This is a genomic window from Oceanobacillus alkalisoli (genome assembly GCF_022213125.1).
Lineage (GTDB): Bacteria > Bacillota > Bacilli > Bacillales > Amphibacillaceae > Oceanobacillus > Oceanobacillus alkalisoli.
Genome location: NZ_JAKNRA010000009.1, coordinates 90,687 through 105,975 on the forward strand (window position 1 = coordinate 90,687; position 15,289 = coordinate 105,975).

20 protein-coding genes and 1 other annotated feature are annotated in these 15,289 nt (G+C 39.4%); of the genes, 6 read left to right on the forward strand and 14 right to left on the reverse strand.

All coding sequences use genetic code 11. The features are described from left to right. Nucleotides 1-91: 91 nt before the first annotated feature. Nucleotides 92-712, forward strand: a complete 621-nt coding sequence (locus tag L3V42_RS12110; RefSeq protein ID WP_235761068.1) for a lytic transglycosylase domain-containing protein — start codon at nucleotides 92-94, stop codon at nucleotides 710-712. A 45-nt stretch (nucleotides 713-757) separates the two neighbouring features. Here L3V42_RS12110 and L3V42_RS12115 read toward each other — a convergent pair whose 3' ends face one another. Then, nucleotides 758-1,843 (reverse strand): M42 family metallopeptidase, encoded by a 1,086-nt coding sequence (locus L3V42_RS12115; RefSeq protein ID WP_235761069.1) that lies wholly within the window; start codon nucleotides 1,841-1,843, stop codon nucleotides 758-760. A 204-nt stretch (nucleotides 1,844-2,047) separates the two neighbouring features. Continuing rightward, nucleotides 2,048-2,533, reverse strand: a complete 486-nt coding sequence (locus L3V42_RS12120) for a dUTP diphosphatase (protein WP_238472084.1) — start codon at nucleotides 2,531-2,533, stop codon at nucleotides 2,048-2,050. 103 nt (nucleotides 2,534-2,636) lie between these two features. Here L3V42_RS12120 and L3V42_RS12125 point away from each other — a divergent pair, with 103 nt between their 5' ends. After that, nucleotides 2,637-3,029, forward strand: a complete 393-nt coding sequence (locus L3V42_RS12125) for a sigma-w pathway protein ysdB (protein WP_235761071.1) — start codon at nucleotides 2,637-2,639, stop codon at nucleotides 3,027-3,029. 20 nt (nucleotides 3,030-3,049) lie between these two features. Here the strand turns inward: L3V42_RS12125 and L3V42_RS12130 are convergent, their stop codons facing one another. From L3V42_RS12130 to infC, 5 genes are all read right to left on the reverse strand, one after another. Further along, on the reverse strand, nucleotides 3,050-3,643 hold the full coding sequence (locus L3V42_RS12130; protein ID WP_235761072.1) for a TVP38/TMEM64 family protein: 594 nt from the start codon (nucleotides 3,641-3,643) through the stop codon (nucleotides 3,050-3,052). 57 nt (nucleotides 3,644-3,700) lie between these two features. Beyond that, a complete protein-coding gene (locus L3V42_RS12135; protein WP_235761073.1) occupies nucleotides 3,701-3,973 on the reverse strand; it encodes a DUF1294 domain-containing protein in 273 nt (90 codons plus the stop codon). A 565-nt stretch (nucleotides 3,974-4,538) separates the two neighbouring features. Beyond that, the gene (rplT, locus tag L3V42_RS12140) at nucleotides 4,539-4,898 is read right to left on the reverse strand and encodes a 50S ribosomal protein L20 (protein WP_235761074.1); all 360 of its coding nucleotides are present in this window, start codon (nucleotides 4,896-4,898) and stop codon (nucleotides 4,539-4,541) included. Between the two features lie 56 nt (nucleotides 4,899-4,954). Continuing rightward, nucleotides 4,955-5,146 carry a 50S ribosomal protein L35 gene (gene rpmI / locus L3V42_RS12145; RefSeq protein ID WP_235761075.1) on the reverse strand — a complete coding sequence of 64 codons (192 nt, stop codon included), beginning with the start codon at nucleotides 5,144-5,146 and terminating at the stop codon, nucleotides 4,955-4,957. Nucleotides 5,147-5,292: 146 nt separating this feature from the next. Then, a complete protein-coding gene (gene infC, locus L3V42_RS12150; RefSeq protein WP_235761076.1) occupies nucleotides 5,293-5,796 on the reverse strand; it encodes a translation initiation factor IF-3 in 504 nt (167 codons plus the stop codon). A gap of 69 nt (nucleotides 5,797-5,865) precedes the next feature. After that, nucleotides 5,866-5,999 (reverse strand) — a sequence feature (ribosomal protein L20 leader region). A gap of 218 nt (nucleotides 6,000-6,217) precedes the next feature. Between infC and L3V42_RS12155 the strand changes: the two genes are divergently transcribed. Beyond that, nucleotides 6,218-6,388, forward strand: coding sequence for a DUF5325 family protein (locus L3V42_RS12155; RefSeq protein ID WP_238472085.1), 171 nt, complete (start codon nucleotides 6,218-6,220; stop codon nucleotides 6,386-6,388). A 14-nt stretch (nucleotides 6,389-6,402) separates the two neighbouring features. Here the strand turns inward: L3V42_RS12155 and L3V42_RS12160 are convergent, their stop codons facing one another. Next, nucleotides 6,403-7,209 (reverse strand): inositol monophosphatase family protein, encoded by an 807-nt coding sequence (locus L3V42_RS12160; protein ID WP_305082624.1) that lies wholly within the window; start codon nucleotides 7,207-7,209, stop codon nucleotides 6,403-6,405. Nucleotides 7,210-7,338: 129 nt separating this feature from the next. After that, nucleotides 7,339-7,539 carry a YkzI domain-containing protein gene (locus tag L3V42_RS12165; RefSeq protein WP_235763835.1) on the reverse strand — a complete coding sequence of 67 codons (201 nt, stop codon included), beginning with the start codon at nucleotides 7,537-7,539 and terminating at the stop codon, nucleotides 7,339-7,341. Between the two features lie 787 nt (nucleotides 7,540-8,326). On the opposite strand from L3V42_RS12165, the gene L3V42_RS12170 reads away from it, so the two are divergent. The 3 genes from L3V42_RS12170 (at nucleotide 8,327) to L3V42_RS12180 (ending at nucleotide 10,263) form a co-directional block, all read left to right on the forward strand. Further along, the gene (locus tag L3V42_RS12170) at nucleotides 8,327-8,974 is read left to right on the forward strand and encodes a protein rep (protein WP_235763836.1); all 648 of its coding nucleotides are present in this window, start codon (nucleotides 8,327-8,329) and stop codon (nucleotides 8,972-8,974) included. A gap of 61 nt (nucleotides 8,975-9,035) precedes the next feature. After that, a complete protein-coding gene (locus tag L3V42_RS12175) occupies nucleotides 9,036-9,506 on the forward strand; it encodes a GNAT family N-acetyltransferase (RefSeq protein WP_235763837.1) in 471 nt (156 codons plus the stop codon). Nucleotides 9,507-9,645: 139 nt separating this feature from the next. Then, nucleotides 9,646-10,263, forward strand: a complete 618-nt coding sequence (locus L3V42_RS12180) for a YktB family protein (protein ID WP_238472086.1) — start codon at nucleotides 9,646-9,648, stop codon at nucleotides 10,261-10,263. 37 nt (nucleotides 10,264-10,300) lie between these two features. Here L3V42_RS12180 and L3V42_RS12185 read toward each other — a convergent pair whose 3' ends face one another. From L3V42_RS12185 to L3V42_RS12205, 5 genes are all read right to left on the reverse strand, one after another. After that, the gene (locus tag L3V42_RS12185) at nucleotides 10,301-10,567 is read right to left on the reverse strand and encodes a UPF0223 family protein (protein ID WP_235763839.1); all 267 of its coding nucleotides are present in this window, start codon (nucleotides 10,565-10,567) and stop codon (nucleotides 10,301-10,303) included. Between the two features lie 9 nt (nucleotides 10,568-10,576). After that, on the reverse strand, nucleotides 10,577-11,533 hold the full coding sequence (locus tag L3V42_RS12190) for an NAD(P)H-dependent flavin oxidoreductase (protein ID WP_238472087.1): 957 nt from the start codon (nucleotides 11,531-11,533) through the stop codon (nucleotides 10,577-10,579). Between the two features lie 50 nt (nucleotides 11,534-11,583). Beyond that, nucleotides 11,584-12,459 (reverse strand): polysaccharide deacetylase family protein, encoded by an 876-nt coding sequence (locus tag L3V42_RS12195; protein WP_238472088.1) that lies wholly within the window; start codon nucleotides 12,457-12,459, stop codon nucleotides 11,584-11,586. 133 nt (nucleotides 12,460-12,592) lie between these two features. After that, a complete protein-coding gene (gene lpdA, locus L3V42_RS12200) occupies nucleotides 12,593-13,999 on the reverse strand; it encodes a dihydrolipoyl dehydrogenase (protein WP_235763842.1) in 1,407 nt (468 codons plus the stop codon). Nucleotides 14,000-14,003: 4 nt separating this feature from the next. Next, nucleotides 14,004-15,284, reverse strand: coding sequence for a dihydrolipoamide acetyltransferase family protein (locus L3V42_RS12205; RefSeq protein WP_235763843.1), 1,281 nt, complete (start codon nucleotides 15,282-15,284; stop codon nucleotides 14,004-14,006). Nucleotides 15,285-15,289 lie beyond the last annotated feature (5 nt).

The following is a 15,289-nucleotide window of genomic DNA, read 5'->3' on the forward strand; positions in this document are numbered from 1 at the left end:
ATGGTGCAAACAAGCATCTTATGTCCCTTTTAAGCATTGAATTCTTGGCGGAATCCTAGTAAGATAAGTAATAGAGAAAGTAGGGATTATATTGGAAATCAGAGACTTACAACAGTTCATACAGCTGCAAGCTATGCAAACCATGACCTCACCAAATACACACTCCAGTTCATCTTTTGCAGAACTTACCTTCAACCAATTACTGCAGGAAAAGATCAATCAAGCAAGAGAAATGACACCTCCCGTTTTATCAAGTACAGTATCCGCCCCTTACCAGCAATCGGTCAATTTGACTCAACTGATTCGTCAGGCGGACACTCTTTCTTCATCGAAGCCAACTGCTTTTGACAGCTACATTGAGGAAGCGAGCCGAAAATACAATATCGATAACCAGCTGATTCGAAGTGTCATTCAAGCAGAATCGAGCTTTAACCCTAATGCTACAAGTACTGCCGGCGCTCAAGGTCTTATGCAATTAATGCCTGGTACTGCAAGAGGCCTAGGTGTCGCTAACTCCTTTGATCCGAGGGAAAATATTTTAGGTGGTACAAAATATCTAAGACAGATGCTTGACCGTTATAACGAAAACATGGAACTCGCTCTTGCTGCGTATAACGCAGGCCCGGGAAATGTCGATAAACACGGTGGCATTCCTCCATTTCATGAAACGAGGAATTATGTAACAAAAGTGATGAACAATTACTTAGTTTAAATTAAAAACACAAGGTGTGCTCGAGACACCTTGTGTTTTCTGTTATTAAGCAAGAATTAATTCCTTCACTTTATCCTTATCAAGTTGTTTAATGACTTCAACAATCAATTTCACTGCATTTTCGAAGTCATCCCGATGTAATATTGCTGCATGAGAATGAATATAACGAGTTGCAATTGTTATAGATAAGGCAGGTACTCCATTTGCTGTTAAGTGAATAGAACCGGAATCTGTTCCACCGCCAGCAATCGATGTATACTGATATGGAATTCCTTGTTCATCCGCTGTTTTCACAACTAAATCACGCAAGCCTTTATGGGATACCATCGAAGCATCGTAAAGAACGATCTGTGGGCCATCCCCTAATTTACTGTCTGCTTCATGAGCAGAGATTCCCGGTGTGTCACCTGCAATTCCAACATCTACACCAAAGCCGATATCGGGCTCGATTTGGTTAGCAGATGTTTTTGCCCCACGAAGACCAACTTCTTCTTGAATCGTTCCAACGCCATAAACGATGTTCGGGTGATCTACACCTTGAAGCTGCTTCAATACATCAATTGCAATAGCGAGACCAATACGGTTGTCCCAAGCTTTCGCCATCAGCATCTTTTCATTTTTCAATTGGGTGAACTCGAAATATGGAACAATAGATTGACCTGGAAGAACACCGAATGACTCTGCTTCTTTTTTACTTGATGCTCCGATATCGATAAACATGTCTTTGATTTCGTACGGCTTCTTACGCGCTTCGGCCGAGAGCACGTGTGGTGGTTTGGAACCGATGACACCTGTGACATTCCCAATGGATCCCATAATCGTTACACGCTGGGCAAGCATGACCTGGTTCCACCAGCCTCCAACCGTTTGGAAATAAATAAATCCTTTATCATCGATACGTGTCACCATAAAGCCAATTTCATCTAAATGACCAGCAACCATAATTTTCGGTCCATTTTCGTTTCCTACCTTTTTCGCGATAGAGCTGCCTAGATTATCCGTCGTCACTTCATCTGCATAAGGGGAAATATACTTTTCAAAAACATCTCTAACTTCCCTTTCATTTCCCGGAATGCCGTTTGCATCTGTTAAGTCTTTCAACATTGTTAACGTTTCGTCTAATTTTGCCATTGTTTAATCTCTCTCCTTTACATCTGAATGAATTTCATAATTACCAAAGTTGGCTTTCCCATCACCATATGTAGTTGGGAACGAACCAACCCAACTACATATGGTGATGGTGATGTATTAAATACGTATTATGAAATTCATTAATCTAGTTAAAGTATAAACTTATTATATCAAAGATAAGAAACTATGCTTAAGAGATGTCTTTTAATATCCTTGATCTTGTCGTTCATAATTAATTTCATTTTTCTCCAGGTAGGCATTATAAATATCCACTTCGTTAAATCCAAGTACTTTTCCTAAATGAATAAATTCCTTGAACAGGTGTATGTATCCTTCTTCTGATGGATTCTGATTAAAGCCTGCAGCTACGATAAAGACATGATTAAATTGTTTCGTCTGTTGATTTTCTGTCCCAGCTGCCTTTTCGCCATTATACCTATACCCTTTCTCTAAACCAATTGATAAAAGGAAATGAATCCCGTCCACATATTCCGCAAGAATAACGTCTCTTTCGCTTGGTTTCTTCTTACTCCAAAACTTAAAACAGCGGGTTTCATTTGCAAGCTCCCCAAGCTCTACAAGAAAGGCCAAATGCCGTTCATTGTATAAATCTTTCCCTTCGAGTTCATGATTATTAGCAATATAGCTGTCCAATTCCTGCTGCATATTATAAAGCTTTTCCCAATTCAATTCACTGCACCTCATTTTATCTTAAGTTTTTTTTAAAAAAGTGAAACCTTTCCTCGCTTCCTTTCGTACTTGAATTATATAACAAGTAAGGAGACGATTACACATGCTTGTACTATTATTTCGCATTCTTATTCTGCTTGCAATTATTCTCCTTGTTTATACTTGGATTGAATACTTAAGAAGTTCGGATAGAAAAATACGGATTGCTAAAGAGCTAAAACAATTTTACCTTGTTGATGAACCAAAGAACAGTAAAAAGAATTTACGTTTCGTATATAAAGGTTGTACATTTGTCGGGGAAAAGTATGTTGGGATTGCAGAGGATTCCTTTGAGGTAACAAATCTCCATATCAGCGTCTGCCAACCAATAGAATTGAAAGGTATTACCCGGGAAGATCTATACTTTTTAGAAAGTGAATTATTAATACGTTACCCGTATGCGAAAATCGAATGGAAACACCCGATCAGCGACCTTGTATTAACGCCCTTAGAATAGAAAATGGAACGAAGCACACATCAAGCTTTTGATGTGTGCTTCGTCTGTTCAATGGAGAAAAAATCCTGCCATTTGATGATGATTTCTTTCCTGCGCAATAAATAAAAAAAGATGAGCAGAATGACCATTAATCCAGTGATTGTATATGGGGATAAAGTAGAAATGCTTCCTCCAATTGAAGTGTAAATGAAGGCAAGTGGAATGTTTGTAAGAACTGAGGTCTTTGTGTAGTCTCTAAAACTGGATGAAATTTCAATCAGACAGAGAGATATTAAATGAAAATGGATAAAGGGGACTAATCGAAGTAACAGAATCTGAGACTTTGTTAGCTCTTTGTTGTCTCCAAACAGTCGCTGTTTCACCCGAAGGATTCGATCCATTGCATTCGGCATCTTCGTATAAATTCCATAAAATAAGATGCTGGATAAAGTGACACCCACTAAAGAATACAAGCCACCTGCAAGCGGGCCGAAAAAGATTCCACCGGAGATACAGATAAAAACGACAGGAATAAAGAATAATGGCCGGAGTAAATGAAAACAAATAAATAGGACTGGTGCAAACAAGCCGCCAAGCTCAACATAGGTGAGAAGATCCGCTCCTAATGCCTCCATGCTCCTCCTCCTTCATAATTCGCTTTACTGTTTATTATATGTAAGACAATGAGTCGATTATGACATGCTCGAGAAGAGATAGATGAAAGCAGCAGCATTCCAGATGATCAGTACCGGGATTCCGACGGTAAACGATGTATGCTTTGTTTTATGGCGAAACAGCTGCATGCCGGCATATGTACCGAGCGCTCCCCCTAAAAAAGATAACAAGAAAAAAGTCCTTTCGGGAATACGGAACTGTTCCCTGATCGCCTTCTGCTTATCAATCCTCATCAGAAAAAACGTAAAAATATTTACAACTAGTATATAAACTAACACAGAATCATACATAAAAAAACTCCTTTTGCTATTATGTTAATGAATTTCATAATACGTATTTAATGCTTCACCATCACCATATGTAGTTGAGTTGGTTCGTTCCCAACTACATATGGTGATGGAAAAGCCGACTTTGGTAATTATGAAATTCATTCATGTTGTAATTTTATCATAAACCTAGCTTCTTTGGGGTAATTTCTGTTGGAAGTCCCCGGGTGAGATCTTTTTTATTTTCCATACTGAACTATATAAGCTGTAGCTGTATTATGGATTTTATCAAAGGTTGTTCTAGCGTTTATGATTTGGTAGGCGGACGTGCTATGAGACATAATAAATTTTGAATCTATGAAACTGTCTCATTGGAAAGTCCTATTAGACAAAATCAAGCCTTAATACAAGAAATTATCTCATTGGAGAGTTCTACCAGACAAGCGAACCTAAATATCCAATAGGTAAATTCTACCCTATAAGGAAATGAATAAACTAACATAAATTTCACTGTTATAGAAGTTAAGGACTTAATTTCAACATATATAAAAAGGTCAAATTCCGCCTGAATCGGAATTTGACCTTTTTATTATTTGCTTAAAGCTTCTTTAGCTTTATCCGTTAATTGTGTAAATGCTTGTGCATCGTTTACCGCTAGCTCAGAAAGCATCTTACGGTTAATATCAACACCAGCTAATTTCAAGCCATGCATTAACTTGCTATATGAAAGATCGTTCATACGAGCAGCAGCGTTAATACGTGCGATCCATAACTTACGGAAATCACGTTTCTTCTGTCTACGGTCACGATATGCATACTGACCTGATTTCATTACCTGTTGTTTTGCTACTTTAAATAATTTACTTTTTGAACCATAATATCCTTTAGCTAATCTAAGGACGCGTTTACGACGTTTGCGTGTTACTGTTCCACCTTTTACACGTGCCATTTTAAATTCCCTCCTAGTACAATTCTAATCCAAGTTTAATTCTGTCTCTCCATGACTTAAGGAATCATGGAATCGATGCGTCTTTGGTCCCCGCGAGAGACGGTCGCACCTTTACGAAGTTTACGTTTTTGTTTCTGTGATTTGTTAGCAAATAAGTGACTCGTATATGCGTGAGATCTTTTCAGTTTTCCAGTTCCAGTTCTTTTAAAACGTTTTTGAGACCCTCTGTGGGTTTTCATTTTTGGCATCCGAATTTCCTCCTAAAGTAAAATTAAGCAGTGTTTCTTATTAGAAACCTTGGTATTCGCCAAATCTTTACGGCGAACGCCTAAGTTGCCCTTATGCAGTAAGAAAAGATTTATACTTATCTTTCTGCATAAGAAAATAACGTATCTTATTTTTCAGTTGATGGCGCAACCATCATAAACATATTACGCCCTTCCATCTTAGGCTTCTGTTCAATGGTTGCAATATCTTTTACTTCTTCAGCAAAGCGGTCAAGGACATCACGGCCAAGCCCTTTATGAGTAATAGCTCTTCCGCGGAAGCGCACAGCTACTTTCACCTTGTCGCCCTTTTCCAAGAATTTCCGAGCATTTTTCAGTTTCGTTTCAAAGTCATGATCGCCAATTCCTGGTGTAAGCCGTACTTCTTTCACGTTAATAACTCGCTGTTTCTTCCGTGCTTCTTTTTCTTTCTTCTGCATTTCAAAGCGGTATTTTCCGTAATCCATAATACGAGCAACTGGCGGTTTTGCATTAGGTGCCACTAATACTAAATCCAAATTTCTCGTCTGAGCAATTTGCATAGCTTCCTTATGCGATTTCACACCAAGCTGTTCACCATTGGAATCGATTAGACGTACTTCCCTTGCGCGGATTCTTTCATTTACATTCAAATTCTCTTTGCTAATCTCAAGCCACCTCCGAATATTTTGTTGCTGATCTTTTTAGACAATCTATTTACTCACATAAAAAAAGTGTCGGTACGAACTGCACCCACACGTTTCCCTGTCAATTAATCATTAATATCTTGAGAGAAACCAGTCAACTGCTCTAATCGCGTCGATCAGGTGAGAAGCGGGTGCTTCTGCTTGTCTTCAGATCATATAAATTTCATTCAACTATTAAATTATAGCATGCCTGACTCTTTGCGTCAAGCATTTTCTATTTTTCAGTAGTCTTGTATACGTTACTCAGCAAAACTGCTTTCCTATAATAGCACAGTTACACAATAGAAGCAAATCTTTTTTTACCACTTTGAACTGTTCGCAGATTTCCTATATACTACAAATGGTTAGTATAAAGCGAGGTGTGAATATGGAAGCGTTTAATTGGAAATTTTTTATTCTCGCAATATTAGTAGTCTTTATGTTTATAGCAGTTGGGTTTGCTATTGCATTACGGAGTGTTTCGTTGATTGTTCTCTTCATCTTACTTGGATTCGGTTTGATGGGATATGGACTTGTTCTCAAGAAAAGGCAGAAGTGACTGTATGAATACAGTCACTTCCGGCCATTTTTAATAAACGCAAGTAATTGTTCTTGAATCTTCGGATTGCAAGTTAATATGGAGTTGTTGGTGAGCATATTTAATGACACTCCATCTAACGTTGTCGAAACCCCACCAACCTCATTAACGAGCACAATTCCAGCCGCTATATCCCACGGAGCAAGCCGCATGGATAAATATCCATCAATTATTCCCTCAGCAACATAGGCAAACTCAAGCGCGGCGGATCCGTATGAACGGCTGCCCCTGACTGTTCGAATCATTTGGTGCATAATTTTCTCGTCAACAACCCTGTTCGGACAGAGAAAATAATGGTTCATGTCAACGATTGATTCTTCCAGCTTCAAGTCTCTTCTAAGTTCTGGCAGCAATTCTTCATTCTTATACGCACCTTCAGAACGCTTCGCATGGTACAGTTCATCAGCCATTACATCATAAACCAGTCCAATTTCGCCAATTTCATCATGAAATACTGCAACTGAAATCGCAAAATTCTTCCGCTGGTGTACAAAATTCATCGTTCCATCGATTGGATCGATAATCCAGACGGTACCTTGCAAAGAGGTAAGCTCGTCTCCATAGCCTTCTTCCCCAATAATATAATGCTCAGGGTAGGTTTCTTTAATTTTTTCAACGAGGAACTTCTCCGTCTGTTTATCCATTTCAGTCACAAGATCATTCGGGTTTGATTTCGTTTCAATAATTCTCGGTTCATTTATTTTATTTCGTATCTGCTCACCGGCTTCCAATACCCAAGCTTCGGCATTCAGATAAACTTGATTACGTTCCATTTTATCCATCAGTCAATTCCCCCAATTCTCTTTAGTCCGCCTTTATTGTATCAAACGAACTCTGTAAGTCATAATAAAAGGACCTCGTATTCATTTGGCCACCGAAGTAGTAACCACTTAAATACGAAGTCCTTCCATTTACTCATTTTCATCTTCAGTAATTTCAATCAACTGATGACGCAGCGTACTTAGACGCTCTTTGACTTTAATCATTTCCGTTTTATCCCCGGCCTCCATAGCTTCGTAAAGATTCATTAATTCATAATCTATTTCCATTCGAATTACCGGGAGTTTAAGTTTCGCCTCTTGCTTTTCAATTGCTTGCATTAGATATTTCAATTTTAATCACACCTCTCTAAGTGATTACGATGGCTCTTTTAATTTAGTTTATGAAGATTTCTAAAGGAAGTTCGCCAATATTTAGAACTAGCTTCTTAAAATAGGTTTTCCCATATCCTTTCTAATTTAAACATTCATTCAGTGAAAAACCTGCAGTCTAATGGGCTTGTCCTCTTTAGATACAATGGAATTTTCTTTATAAAGTTTGATTTATTGACAAATCAGATCCCTTACTTAATAATAATTATTATCACTTGGCTTTCACAATCTGAAACAGTTAGCTATCCCTTTATATTAATTTGTAAGGTCGGCAAATCATTAATTACGATTACTTTCATACAATGTAAGTGATTTGCTCATTCTCTAGACTGGCGTTCTAATCGCCATTCAGTTTCCCGGGGAACGGATGCTTTCCATGGGCACGGCCTCAGCCTCCTCGGAAGAAAACCGCTTCCTGCGCTGCTCTGGACTCGTGCTTTTCCCGTAGGAGTCACCGTCCCCCGGGAAACTGAACTGGTTAGATGATTCTCTGAATAGAAATTGTTCCGTTACGAACAGTGATCCATATTTGGCCTTTCCTGGTAGCAGTCCAGACACCTGGAGACTCCTGCGGGAGGATAGGCTTGGTGAGACCTCGCAGCAGGCTTGCCTGCGAGGAGGCTCACCAGCCGCTCAGCAGGTGCGAGAGGTGTCTGGATCGCGGACCTCCAGTAGAAAGTTTCGGAGTTCAGCACACTCACGCTGTATGAAGGTGATAATCAGTTCAGTTTGAAAAGCTTTTTATTTAATGGAATATGTTTATGACGGTGAAGAATTGAATAAGAGTCTTGCTGATATGGCCAAGGGCTTTGGTAGAATGGTTAGATATAAAAAAATCGATAAAAATTTAATTGGTTTTATGAGGACCACTGAGGTGACGGTGAATAAAACGGACAACTCCTATAACCAGCATATTCATGCCATGATGTGCTTTGAAAGCAGTTATTTCAGGGGTAAAGATAATTATATTACCCATGAAGATTGGCAGGCGTTTTGGAAAAGGGCTATGAAGTTGGACTATGATCCGAATGTTTTTGTCACTGCAATTAAATCTAGGGTTTCCTCTGAACAGGACAAGCAAGCGATTGAAAAAGCGGTTAATGAAACTGCGAAATACTCGGTTAAATCTGATGATTATTTAACAGATGATGAAGAGCGGAATTTACAAATTGTTAAGGATTTGGAGGAAGGTTTGTATCGTAAAAGATTGATTTCTTACGGTGGTTTATTAAAGGTAATTCATAAAGAATTAAATTTGGACAGCGCTGAAGATGGCGATTTGATAAAAGTTAATGATGAAAATGATGATGATGAAAAAGAAGATGAAGGCTTTATAGTGACAGCAATGTGGAACTGGAATAGGCAAAATTATTATATAAAAAATGATGGTTCTTGATATTCCACAAACGGGCCATTTTGTTGAAGATTAAAACGTGAATTTTAATGGGGTGAGAAACATGCTTCAGTTTGTAAATATTGACCTGGATTCAGAAAAACATCGTGAAATAGTAACTAAATTCCGAAGAGATTCATTTGAAGTAAGTTTTGGAGATGGATTTGATTTTGATGAAGAAGATTACCTACATTGGTTAAAAGAAAAAATAGCCGATTACCCAAAAGGTTTTGTTTTGGTTAAGAAAAACAACAATTATGTGGGGCAACTTGAATTATCAGTTAGGCAATACGAAGGTAAAGATATAGGTTACGTTCACTTGTATTACTTAACTTCAGTGGAACGAGGCAAGAGCATAGGTCAAGAATTACACGACTATGCAAGACAGTTTTTTAAAGCCAATAATATTAAAGAATTTCATCTAAGGGTATCACCGACCAACATTTTTGCGATTAAATTTTATCGCAAAATTGGTATGAATGAAATTGGTCCTGAAGTGAATGGGAAGGTAATTAGGATGAAGGGTTCTGTGTGATTTTTATAAGAATAGAAATTCCAGAATCGGGCATGTTTAGGTACATATTTCAACAACTGCAGGCTTTTGTTAAGGATGATTTGCTAATATTTGCGAGGTGCAAGGGACAAGTTATCATTGATTAGAAAGGATGACAAAAATGGATTTTAATGGTTTTAAACAAACTGATTTTGACACATTTCATATCGATGGATTGGAAGCTCGAATGGAAGCAATCCAAACTCGCATTCAACCGAAATTCCGTGAACTTGGGGAAATTTTAAAAGATAATCTATCCATGAAGCTCGGGAATGAAATGTATTTACATATCGCAAAACATGCAAGAAGGACGGTGAATCCTCCAAAAGATACTTGGCTGGCAATTTGTGATAATAAACGAGGTTATAAGAAGCATCCACATTTTCAAGTAGGCTTGTTTGATGATCGTTTATTTATCTGGCTGGCACATGTTTATGAATTACCGAACAAACAAAAAATCGCTCAGGGCTTTATCGATAATTTCGCTTCACTGAAGGAACTGCCGAATGATTTTGTTGTTTCAATGGACCATATGAAGAAAAATTCTTTACCACTCAAAGAATTGGAAGAATCACATCTGGAACGTTTCCGTGATGTGAAAAAAGCGGAATTTTTAATCGGAAGAAATCTGGATATGAATGATGAACAAGTTCAAGACGGGGAGCAATTACTTGATATAGTCATCGCGACTTACGATGATCTTATTCCTTTCTATCAATTGGCATTAAAAGAACGCTAAAACAGCTGGGACGATTTTAAATGTCCCAGCTGTCTTTTTACATTCTAATATTTTTCTCTTCTGTATTCCTTGCTTGTTTGACTACAGGATAAGGCGCATAGCCTGATGCTTTTGTAAACGCAGCAAATAATTGCTTCTCTTCTGATTTAGATGGAACAATTTGTTTAAAACGTCGATACACAGCAAGAATATCATCTCTTCGCACATTTTTCTCATACGCCCGTTCAATTAAGGTGAAAAAATTTACGACATCAACAATTTCCTGTTGTGACCAAGTTTCATCGATCGGATAGGAATAATTCATCTACTTCCCTCACTTTGCCCATTGATTTCGTATTTCTGTTGCTTCACTAATAAGAGACTGAACTACGTTTTCTACAGTTGGGATATCATGAATTCTTGCCGCGGATTGTCCAGCCCACCCAAAGCCTTCCGTGTCGTTCCCTTCCTGGATATAGCGATAATTAACCTTCCCACTTATATAATCCTTTAGTGACTCATAGCCAAGCTGCTGCTTTTCAATTTCAAGGATTTTCTCGGCGAATGGACCTTTCAGCACTCGAGCGGGGGCGCCGATCGAACGTTTAATAACTGTCGTCCCCTCTTCGTCGGCATCCACAATTGCCTGTTTATAATTGGTGTGGGCGAGACATTCCCTTGTAGCAATAAAGCGGGTGCCCATTTCAATCCCCTCCGCTCCGAGACTGAGCGCCGCCATAAAGCCACGACCATCTGCAATTCCGCCAGAGGCGATAACCGGAATTGAAACATGATCGACTACTTGCGGGGTAAGAATGAATGTACCGACATCGGAACGACCTAAATGTCCTCCACCCTCTTGTCCGACGACCATCACAGCATCAGCACCGAGTTCTTCCGCTTTCTTTGCCTGCCTCCTAGCAGCGACAAGAACTAATTTTTTAATAGGATGCCCTTTTACCATGTCAAGGACTCCTTTAGGATTACCTCCTGTAACAGATATAACCGGAACTTCTTCATCAATCGCTACCTGCACCATGTGTTCATATGGCCGACCATGTTGTCCGATTGCATAGTTCACTCCAAACGGTTTACCTGTTAATGATTTCACCTTTTGTATTTCCTCACGTAATGCTTCCGGTGACGGTAATGTCATCGCAGTAATTTGCCCAAGGCCACCCGCATTCGAAACCGCTGCGGCTAGTTCAGAATAAGCTAAGTAAGCGAGTCCTCCCTGAATGATCGGATATTTGATATTCAGCAACTCTGTTACCTTTGTTTTAAAGTTCATTTATACGGTTCCCCCCTAGATTTATCACTGGAGCATGCTTTCTATTTTATTTAATTCGCTTTATCTAATGTTTGAATAAGAGTCGGATCGACAATATCATAACCGTTGTCTCTTAAACCATTTACAATTCTTTCTAAGGCAGCGTTCGTCCATTCCCTGTCATGCATTAATAAATTTGCTCCGGGTTTCAGTAAGGAGTAATCAACATCCACTTCGGAACCTTCACCTGTAATCATTGCTTCCGCTAACTTATCTGCATCCATATACGGTTCGAAATAATCATAACCATATGTCCAATTCATTAATACCATCCCTTCATCGAAGGCCACTTGCTCGGAATAATCTGTATTCATTCCATTAGGTGCCCGGAAGAATTTTGGTCTTTCACCAATAATTTCTTCTACTCGATCACTTAAGCTTACAATTTCTTCTCGTTGTTCTTCTTCAGGTATATCTGGTATTAAAGGGTGATTATATGTATGGTTCCCAATCAGAAAGCCCATTTCATGTAGTTGTTTTAAAGCTTCTTCCTCTTCTGGTGTATCAAGAAAGTGCCCATTTACAAAGAAAATAGCACCTGCGTCTAATCGTTGTAACGTTTCCGCCATTTCCAAAGTATATTCTGCTGGTGCATCGTCAATCGTTAAAAGTACGACATTTTCTTCTGTACCTTCCTCTAATGGTGCAACACTTGCATCTTCCGCAATATAGTACGCTGGATCATTTACCGCTTCTGCATCCGCTTCTACCTCGGTTTCCTCATCTTCAGCAGGCTTGTCTTCCTCCTTTCTTTCGTCTTCACGCTCTACTTCTTCTGTTTGTTGATTCATGTCTTCATTCATCGAATCATCCGGATCTTCTGCCTCATTTCCAGAGCAGGCAGATAAAGCCAGCGCAAAAATGAGCAGAAAAACAATTCGCTTCATGTTTTGTATCCTCCTGATGTTTCTATTTGGTATATATTATAGTAATGATTAGAATAGATGACAATGAAAAGCTAGCTTTTAGACAAATAAAAAATGACGGCTAAATCAATAGCCGCCATTTTTTATTTGTTTTTTATAGCATATGAACTGGTTTTCCTAGTCCTACTTCTGCAGCTTCCATCGTAATCTCACCTAGCGTCGGGTGCGCATGGATGGTTAATGCGATATCTTCCGCTGTCATGCCAGATTCAACTGCAAGACCGATTTCGGAAATCATATCACTTGCGTTCGGTCCAGCAATTTGACCACCGAGAACAAGACCGTCTTCTTTACGAGTGATCAGCTTCAAGAAACCGTCTGTTTCGTTTAGGGCCAATGCACGTCCATTCGCTGCGAATGGGAATTTGCCGACTTTAACATCAAAGCCTTTATCTTTCGCTTCCTGTTCAGATAATCCAACAGTTGCTAATTCTGGTTCCGTGAATGCTACTGCAGGAACACCAATATAGTCAACCTCGGACTTCTCGCCACTGATTACTTCTGCCGCAATTTTCCCTTCATAGGAAGCTTTATGGGCTAGTGGAGGACCTGCAGTGATGTCGCCAATCGCATAAATGTTATCTACGGATGTACGGCACTGCTTATCTGTTTTAACGCGACCTTTTTCGTCAAGTTCGATACCAACTTGCTCTAAGCCGATTTCTTCCGTGTTAGGCTTACGGCCGACTGTAACAAGTACGTAGTCCGCTTCAAGGGTTTCTTCTTTACCTTTTGCTTCATAACTGACTTTCACGCCGTCTTTTGTTTCTTCAACGCCTTTAGCCATCGCTTCTGTAACAATGGTGACACCTTTTTTCTTAAGACGTTTTTTCACAACCTGTGTCATTTGTTTTTCAAACCCGCCAAGGATATCTTTTGCACCTTCAAGGAAAGTAACTTCTGTACCGAAGTTGGCAAAGACAGTTCCTAGCTCTGTTCCAACATAACCTCCACCGATTACAACAAGCTTCTTAGGAATTTCTTTTAAGTTCAATGCACCTGTAGAATCAAGTACACGATCAGAGAATTTGAAGCTCGGAATTTCGATAGGCGAAGATCCCGTTGCAATGATACAGTTGGTGAATTTGTAGGTTTGTGAATTCTTTTCATCCATGATTTTTGCAGTATTTTTATCTACAAAGTATGCTTCTCCACTTACGATGTCTACTTTATTCCCTTTAAGCAATCCTTCAACACCGCTCGTAAGTTTGTTTACGACAGAGCCTTTCCATTCTTGCACTTTAGAAAAGTCAACCGTAACTTTTTCCGCTTTAATACCAAGATCTTCGATACCTTGTGCTTCAGCTGCTTTCTGTCCTGCAGTAATGAGTGCTTTCGATGGAATACATCCAACGTTCAAGCAAACTCCGCCTAACGCTCCTTTTTCGACAATCGTTACCTTTTGTCCAAGTTGAGCGGCACGGATTGCAGCAACATATCCCCCAGGTCCAGCGCCAACGACAAGTGTGTCTACTTCTACTGGAAAATCTCCTACTACCATCTTCTTACGCCTCCATCATGATTAATTGTGGATCATTTAGTACACGTTTAATCTGGTTCAGTGCAAGTTGTGCAGTTGCACCATCAACGATACGATGATCAAAGCTTAGAGATAAAGCAAGTACTGGAGCTACAACAACTTCTCCGTTACGTACGATTGGCTTCTCAGCAATTCTACCAATTCCTAAAATAACTGCTTCAGGATAATTCAGAACTGGAGTGAACCATTGTCCACCTGCAGAACCAATATTGGTAATGGTGTTAGAAGCTCCTCTCATCTCTTCAGGTTTCAGTTTACCATCTCTGGCTTTCTCTGCCAAGGAGTTGATTTCTGCTGAAATTTCAAAGATGGATTTTCTATCTGCGTTCTTAACAACCGGTACGAGCAGGCCTTTATCTGTATCTGCAGCAATACCGATATTGTAATAGTGTTTCTGTACAATTTCATCTGTTGCATCATCAATATTAGCATTGATAATTGGATATTTCTTCGATGCAGAAATTAAAGCTTTTACAACATATGGGAGGAATGTCAATTTAACATCCTGCTCAGCTGCAACTTCCTTAAATTTCTTACGGTGTGCAACAAGCTCTGTCACATCGATTTCGTCCATTAATGTAACGTGAGGAGCTTTTGTTTTCGAATTAACCATTGCATTTGCAATAGCTTTACGGATACCCGACATTTTCTCGCGAGTTTCCGGGAAGTCACCTTCTGGGATGGCGACTTGCTGTGTGCTTGAAGCTTTCGCTGTATCTTCTGAAGTATCCGCTGCAACAGTTTCAGCTGGCTGTGCATCTCCGCTTACGAACGCATCGATATCTTCTGTTAAAATTCGGCCGTTTTTACCTGTTCCAGATACTTCTCTAATATTAACGCCTTGTTCACGTGCGTATTTTCTTACAGAAGGCATTGCAATCACTACTGCATCACTGTCCGTGTCCGCACTTTCTGTTTGTGCTGGCTTTGCAGCTTCTGCTTTTGCTTCTTCTTTTGGTTCTTCTGTTTGTGCCGGTGCTTCTTCCGCACTGTCGTCTGACTCGTAACCCTCAGCATCAAACGAAACGAAAGTATCTCCTACTGTCGCAACGTCACCTTCTTGAACGTAGATTTTCTTAACTGTACCATCTACTGGTGCTGGGATTTCTACAACTGCTTTATCATTTTGTACTTCACAAAGGACATCATCTTCACTGACTTCATCGCCTTCATTTACGAACCATTTTACGATTTCGCCTTCCGCGATTCCTTCACCGATGTCCGGAAATTTAAATTCAAATGCCATTTCTT

Excerpts from the sequence above, each read along its gene's own strand:
- L3V42_RS12115 (WP_235761069.1), bottom strand. The coding sequence starts at position 1,843 with ATGGCAAAATTAGACGAAACGTTAACAATGTTGAAAGACTTAACAGAT.
- L3V42_RS12125 (WP_235761071.1), top strand. The coding sequence starts at position 2,637 with ATGCTTGTACTATTATTTCGCATTCTTATTCTGCTTGCAATTATTCTC.
- L3V42_RS12130 (WP_235761072.1), bottom strand. The coding sequence starts at position 3,643 with ATGGAGGCATTAGGAGCGGATCTTCTCACCTATGTTGAGCTTGGCGGC.
- L3V42_RS12135 (WP_235761073.1), bottom strand. The coding sequence starts at position 3,973 with ATGTATGATTCTGTGTTAGTTTATATACTAGTTGTAAATATTTTTACG.
- rplT (WP_235761074.1), bottom strand. The coding sequence starts at position 4,898 with ATGGCACGTGTAAAAGGTGGAACAGTAACACGCAAACGTCGTAAACGC.
- rpmI (WP_235761075.1), bottom strand. The coding sequence starts at position 5,146 with ATGCCAAAAATGAAAACCCACAGAGGGTCTCAAAAACGTTTTAAAAGA.
- L3V42_RS12155 (WP_238472085.1), top strand. The coding sequence starts at position 6,218 with ATGGAAGCGTTTAATTGGAAATTTTTTATTCTCGCAATATTAGTAGTC.
- L3V42_RS12160 (WP_305082624.1), bottom strand. The coding sequence starts at position 7,209 with ATGGATAAAATGGAACGTAATCAAGTTTATCTGAATGCCGAAGCTTGG.
- L3V42_RS12170 (WP_235763836.1), top strand. The coding sequence starts at position 8,327 with ATGGAATATGTTTATGACGGTGAAGAATTGAATAAGAGTCTTGCTGAT.
- L3V42_RS12175 (WP_235763837.1), top strand. The coding sequence starts at position 9,036 with ATGCTTCAGTTTGTAAATATTGACCTGGATTCAGAAAAACATCGTGAA.
- L3V42_RS12180 (WP_238472086.1), top strand. The coding sequence starts at position 9,646 with ATGGATTTTAATGGTTTTAAACAAACTGATTTTGACACATTTCATATC.
- L3V42_RS12185 (WP_235763839.1), bottom strand. The coding sequence starts at position 10,567 with ATGAATTATTCCTATCCGATCGATGAAACTTGGTCACAACAGGAAATT.
- L3V42_RS12190 (WP_238472087.1), bottom strand. The coding sequence starts at position 11,533 with ATGAACTTTAAAACAAAGGTAACAGAGTTGCTGAATATCAAATATCCG.
- L3V42_RS12195 (WP_238472088.1), bottom strand. The coding sequence starts at position 12,459 with ATGAAGCGAATTGTTTTTCTGCTCATTTTTGCGCTGGCTTTATCTGCC.
- lpdA (WP_235763842.1), bottom strand. The coding sequence starts at position 13,999 with ATGGTAGTAGGAGATTTTCCAGTAGAAGTAGACACACTTGTCGTTGGC.
- L3V42_RS12205 (WP_235763843.1), bottom strand. The coding sequence starts at position 15,284 with ATGGCATTTGAATTTAAATTTCCGGACATCGGTGAAGGAATCGCGGAA.